This window comes from Streptomyces sp. NPDC058664 (assembly GCF_042716635.1).
Taxonomy (GTDB): domain Bacteria; phylum Actinomycetota; class Actinomycetes; order Streptomycetales; family Streptomycetaceae; genus Streptomyces.
Genome location: NZ_JBHXRW010000137.1, coordinates 1 through 5268 on the forward strand (window position 1 = coordinate 1; position 5268 = coordinate 5268).

General features: G+C 70.6%; 4 protein-coding genes and 1 pseudogene. 2 read left to right on the forward strand and 3 right to left on the reverse strand.

Features of this window, described 5'->3' with window-relative positions; all coding sequences use genetic code 11:
- Positions 1-91 precede the first annotated feature (91 nt).
- Entirely contained in the window at positions 92-409 is a 318-nt protein-coding gene (locus ACFWUY_RS40465) for an Imm51 family immunity protein (protein WP_384121775.1), read from the reverse strand.
- Between the two features lie 313 nt (positions 410-722).
- A complete protein-coding gene (locus tag ACFWUY_RS40470) occupies positions 723-905 on the reverse strand; it encodes a hypothetical protein (protein ID WP_384121777.1) in 183 nt (60 codons plus the stop codon).
- A 276-nt stretch (positions 906-1181) separates the two neighbouring features.
- On the opposite strand from ACFWUY_RS40470, the gene ACFWUY_RS40475 reads away from it, so the two are divergent.
- Positions 1182-4178, forward strand: coding sequence for a hypothetical protein (locus ACFWUY_RS40475; protein WP_384121779.1), 2997 nt, complete (start codon positions 1182-1184; stop codon positions 4176-4178).
- A 6-nt stretch (positions 4179-4184) separates the two neighbouring features.
- Positions 4185-4390, forward strand: a pseudogene (locus ACFWUY_RS40480) (hypothetical protein); the annotation flags it as partial.
- Here the strand turns inward: ACFWUY_RS40480 and ACFWUY_RS40485 are convergent.
- On the reverse strand, positions 4389-4943 hold the full coding sequence (locus ACFWUY_RS40485) for a tellurite resistance TerB family protein (protein WP_384121781.1): 555 nt from the start codon (positions 4941-4943) through the stop codon (positions 4389-4391). The pseudogene ACFWUY_RS40480 and the gene ACFWUY_RS40485 sit on opposite strands and share 2 nt — an antisense overlap.
- Between the last annotated feature and the right edge of the window lie 325 nt (positions 4944-5268).

Consider the following 5268-nt stretch of genomic DNA (forward strand, 5'->3'; position numbering starts at 1 on the left):
CACCTCACCCCGGAGCCGTTCCACCTCCCCCAGTCTCATAGCCGGAAGATGCCTACCAACAGGAAAGATCACCCAACGTAACGAAGCACTACTAGTCGTCGAACTCGAAGCACGCCGTCTCGGCACGGGCCACAATCTCGCGGCCTGCGCTGGGGCTCGAGATTACGGGCTCAAGGACAGCCTTGAGACGTGCGAGGTCGCTCAGGCTCCCGAGTGCACAGAACGTGCCGGCCTCGCTGTCGAAATCGAGGCGCTCAGCAAGATCCGGCCAGGCGAACTGCACAAGGCCTTCCCAGAAGTGTCCATTCGGCTCGTGTCCGGTGGCAACTACTGCAGCATCGGCGGCCAGGTCACCGGTAGAGAGCGTCAGCGAGTGCTCACCGTCAAAGTCATGCAGGGTGATAGTCACGGCGCGACCTTCCCACCCCCGGTGCGCAGGCTCCCCAGGCCCATCAAACTACTTGTCCGCTCCCAGCCCGGCGAACCTTTCCGGTCACAGCACCAGGACTTTCCCGATCGGCTGGTGACCTGATGGCGAGGGTCCGGCGGCCGAAGGCCGCCGGACTGGTGATCAGTAGCGTTCAGGCCGAATCGTTCAGGGAGTCCTCCCCAGCGGGATGACGTCGGGGCCGGCAGGGGCATGGTGCCTCCTCGTACTGCCTCGGAAGCAAGGACCCCTCATCGGAAGCAGGGCCCCTCAGCCGACACCATCGGGCGGCAGCTCAGCGAAACGCGGACACCCCGGCGAAGAACACGGTCAGGACCGTGCACGCCGCCCCGCCGGCGACAAGGGCCGCCTGGGCCCGTCCGTTCCCAGCGCGGCGCGCCGTCCAGCCCGCACAGCAGGCGAGGTTGAGCGCGACCGACAGCGCGAGGAGCAGCGACAGCAACTGGACCTGATTCATGGCGCCCTCCGGAATTCTCCTCACGCCGGGCGGCGGAGGCGGATGCCGACACAGTCCGCGTCCAGGCCTCCGTCCCGCTGCCTTCCGCCCACCGGTTGGACACACGGACGGCAAAGTCCCATGTCCGGGACGTACGCTTCGCTATGCCCAGGAACGCCCTGGACACCGCGCTGGACACGCGGGACACACACGACAGGCGGGGCAGAGGCGGTGGAGGAGAGCCGGGTAGCACAACAGTGCGGAGACGAGGAGGACTTCACGACGCGGATCAAGGCCTTGGGCGCATTCCACGCGGAGCATCTGGCCAACGTCGCCCCCTATCGCTTCCTGGCGCGGCAGGCCAGGGTCTCGCCGACCACGGTGAGCGACTGGCTGCGCGGGGAGCGCTTCCCGCAGGACGCCGGCAAGCTCAAGGCCGTCGTACGGGCCCTGCGGACCATCGCGCTCCCGCTCGGGATCCTCGACGGCGGCGCGGCCACACCTCTCCTCGACGAGGAGGCATGGGCGCAAGTCCATCGCGCGGAGGCCGCCCGCAGGGCCGACGCCGTCGGCCACGCGGTCCTGCGCGCCCAGGCCAGAGCGGCACTCTCCCGCGGCGCCACCGCCGGCCCCGCTGCCCCGGCCGCCGGCCTGCTACCCGTCCACGCGGCGCGGGACGCCGCGTCCGCGGCCCGGCCCCCGCAGTCGCCACCCCTCCCCCGCGCGCGCCGCGTCGAGGACTGGAACCCGCGACACCTCGGCGTCAAGCCCGCCATCGAGGTGCCCGGCGCCCCGGGCGACCTGCCCCTCTACATCCCGCGCGACCACGACCGCGCGCTGCGCCGCACCCTGCGGGGAATGAAGGGGGCGGGCGGCATGCTCCTCCTCGTCGGGGAGCCGTCCACCGGAAAGAGTCGATCGGCCTACGAAGCCGTACGCAACGAGCTCTCCGACTGGTGGCTGCTGCGCCCGCAGGACGTGGCCGAACTCCAGGAACTGGCACGGCCGACCGCCGCGACGACCCTGCCCGCCGCGCCCGGTCTGATCCTCTGGCTCGACGACCTCGACCGTTTTCTCTGCGCGCACCCCGCCCTGACCGCCCCCACCCTGGTACGGCTCCTCGACCCCCGTACCCCCACGGTCGTCGTCGGGGCCCTGTGGCCCGACCAGTACGACCGCCACAACCACCCTGGCGGAGCCGACACCGAACACGACACCCGAGGCGCCGCGCGCGCAGCCCGCGACGTCCTCGCCCTCGCGGTTACCGTCGACGTCGCAGAGGAGTTCAGCGACAGCGAACGCGAACGGTCCCAGGAGATCGCCAACGAGGACCTGCGGATCGCCGCAGCGATGCAGGTCGCGGACTTCGGCGTCGTGCAGACCCTCGCGGGCGCCCCCATCCTGGAACGGCGCTGGCGCCACGGCAACGCCTACGGCCGCGCTCTGATTACCGCCTCCGTCGATGCCCGCCGGCTCGGCGCCCCAGAGCTACTCACCCCCGCCTTCCTGCGCGCCGCCTCCCCCGGATACCTCGACTCGGCCTCCTGGGCACGCGCCACCGGCACCTGGTGGGACAGCGGCCTGCAGTACGCCACGGAACCCGTTGACGGCGCCACTGCGGCCCTCTCGCCCCAGGCCGGCAGCGAACCTGGCAGTGTCGTCGGCTACACCCTCGCCGACCACCTGCTCCATGTCGGCGCCCACAGGCGGAGCTTCGAGGCAGTACCGGAAAGCGCCTGGCGCGCGCTCCTGGCCACATCGGTCGGCCACGACCTGGTACGCATCGGCTGGAGCGCGCAGTGGCGTCTGCTGTACGAGCTCGCCGACACCTTCTACGCCGCCGCCGGAGCCGAAGGAGCCCTGCATCGGGCGCGGTTGCTACGGACCCGTGGCCGCACGGCCGAGTACTTTGCGGCGCTGGAGTCACTGGCCGCCGAGGGGCATCCGGAGGCGGTCGACCAACTCGTCACGCACGTCCTCCGGGACTTGGTGCAGGACGACCACGACACACGGATCGCACTGCTGTCGCCGTACGCCGACGCCCACGAACGGGCCGCCGGTGCCCTCGCGGACGCGTTGGCATCTGCCGGGCGGCACGACGAGGCGATCGCCGTCTGGACGCGCCTCGCAGCGGGCGGCGACGGGGAGGCCGCACGGAACGCCGCCGAGGCGCTGGTGGTGGCCGGCCGACGGGGCGAGGCGCTCGCCCTCCTACGGGACGGCGCCAGCCGGGACTCCGGCGTACGGGACAAGCTCGTCGCCCTGCTCCTCGACGACGGCACGGCGACCAGCGCCACCGAGGCCGAGCACGTGCTGCGGGCCTGGTCGGCCGAGAACCCCGACGACTTCACCTGCGAGCAACTGCTCGTGGACCTGCTCGTCGCGGCGAGCCGCCTCGACGAGCTGGAGGTCATGGCGGTCGACGGCTCGGAGGCAGCCAGGCGCTTCCTGACCAGCCACTGGCGGGAACGCGCCGCTGAGGACCCGGGGATCGTCGCCCACGCGAAGACCGTGTGCGCGGCCTGGAAGCCCTCGCCGTACGGACCGTGGCCAGAGATGCACCTGTACGAGGAGCTGGGCATGGTAGAGGCGGCGCTTGACGTCGCGCTCGCTTTTGAGCGCGATCACGGCCACAACGACGACCTCGACGCTGTCGTTGCGTCGATGCTCGTGGACTCCGGCCGGTGGGACGAGCTGACCGCCCGCGCGGAAGCGGGGAACTGGCGTGCCCAAGATCAGGTGGCGCGCACCCTTGCCGAGCAGGGACGGATCGCCGAGATCGAGGAGCGCGCGGCCCGCGGCGATCTGTCTGCCCGCTCGCACCTGTCCGATCACCTGGAGCAGAGTGGCCGCGTAGACGAGGCGATCGCCCTCTGGCGCCATGCCATGGCTGCAGGTGAGTACGACGGCAGGCGGCGGCTGATCAGGCTCCTCGAACAACATGGCAGGGAGGTGGAGTTGCTGGCGCTGCTCCGGGAGGAACCCAGGCCCTTGGACAAGTACGACGCCCGGCGGCTCGCCGATCTGCTGGTCAAGGCCGGCCGTCTCGCCGAACTGGCGGACCGGGCGGCGGCGGGCGACAAGTACGCGGACGCGGAAGTGGTCAACCATCTCGCGGAGAACGACCGCGTCGACGAGTTGTGCCGCCGCGCCGTCGCGGGCAGCGGCAGCGCCACGCGCGCCCTGCTGCACCTGGCCGACCGGGAACCGGAGGCCGCGCCGGGACTGCGCGGCCTCACGGAGTACGGCCTGCGGCTCGACGGCACTGTGGCCGCACCGGGAGAGCCGAGCTGAGGACCCGCGGTCTGCTCGCTGGAGAACGACCCCGTGCTCAACGAGCTGGGAGTACGGACCACCACCAACCCGATCCAGCTCGCCCTGTGGGCCGGTCAGGGCCTGTCGTCTTCGCCACCTATGTCTCACTGGTCGACCGGGACGACCCGCTGGACCCGACGGGCCGGCGGAAGGTACACGGCCGCGTGTCTCTTCACCGAGGTCAGCGGGTCAGATGCCGAACTCCGCCGCCGGCAGGCCAAGCGCAGTGCACGCCTCGCGGATGATCTGCTCCTCGGCAGGCGCGATGAAGCCGTCCGCACCCGCGACCACGATGCCGGTCTGGATGACAGCCCGTGCCTCGGTGGGCTTCTTCGCCACCTTGACGACCTCCTGAAGCACCGCCGCCTTGCCCATGACGAAGCCGGCCGAAAGCTGGTCGACGTGCTTGTTGAAACGCTGGCGGAGCTGGTCGGCGGGGAAGTTCTGAAGGACGTCGTTGGTGAGGATGAGCGACTCGACGTGCTGGCGCTCGGCCGGATCGACCCGTCCGTCAGCGGCGGCCACCAACGCGCACATGGCCATGCTGGCGTCCCGGAAAGCGCCGCTCTTCAGCTCCGTCTTCAGCGACGTGAGCTGCGACTTCAGCGCGCTCACGAGCTCGGCCCTGGAACCGCCCCCGGACCGTGCGCCGGACGGCCCACGGCCGCCGGAGCCGCCGCGCACCCCTTGGGCCTGCTGCAGACCTCTGGTCGCCTGGTCCTTGATCCGATCCCACATCGCCACTCGTGCCACCTCAGCTTCTGCCACGTCGTCCCTCGTTGGACACACATCATCGCGCACCACCCTGCTAACGCCTCCCACACACGATGAAGTTCCACCACCACGACCGACACGACGCCCTCAGCACACATGCCACCCCCACGCAGGCGGAGGCCAGAACGGCGCAGCGCGAAAACGACCGAGACGAGAGGCCGGCAGGACCGGCGCCCCGCCGAAGAGGCCGAGCACCACTAAGAGGGCGTTTGATCTAGGCGGATTGCCGCTTATACCCTAGTAGGTTCCTCGCCAGGTTGGTGTGGTCTCGTCCGTTATGCGCTTGGCGAGGTTG

Coding starts and splice junctions, on each gene's coding strand:
- ACFWUY_RS40470 (WP_384121777.1), bottom strand. CDS start 905: ATGAATCAGGTCCAGTTGCTGTCGCTGCTCCTCGCGCTGTCGGTCGCG.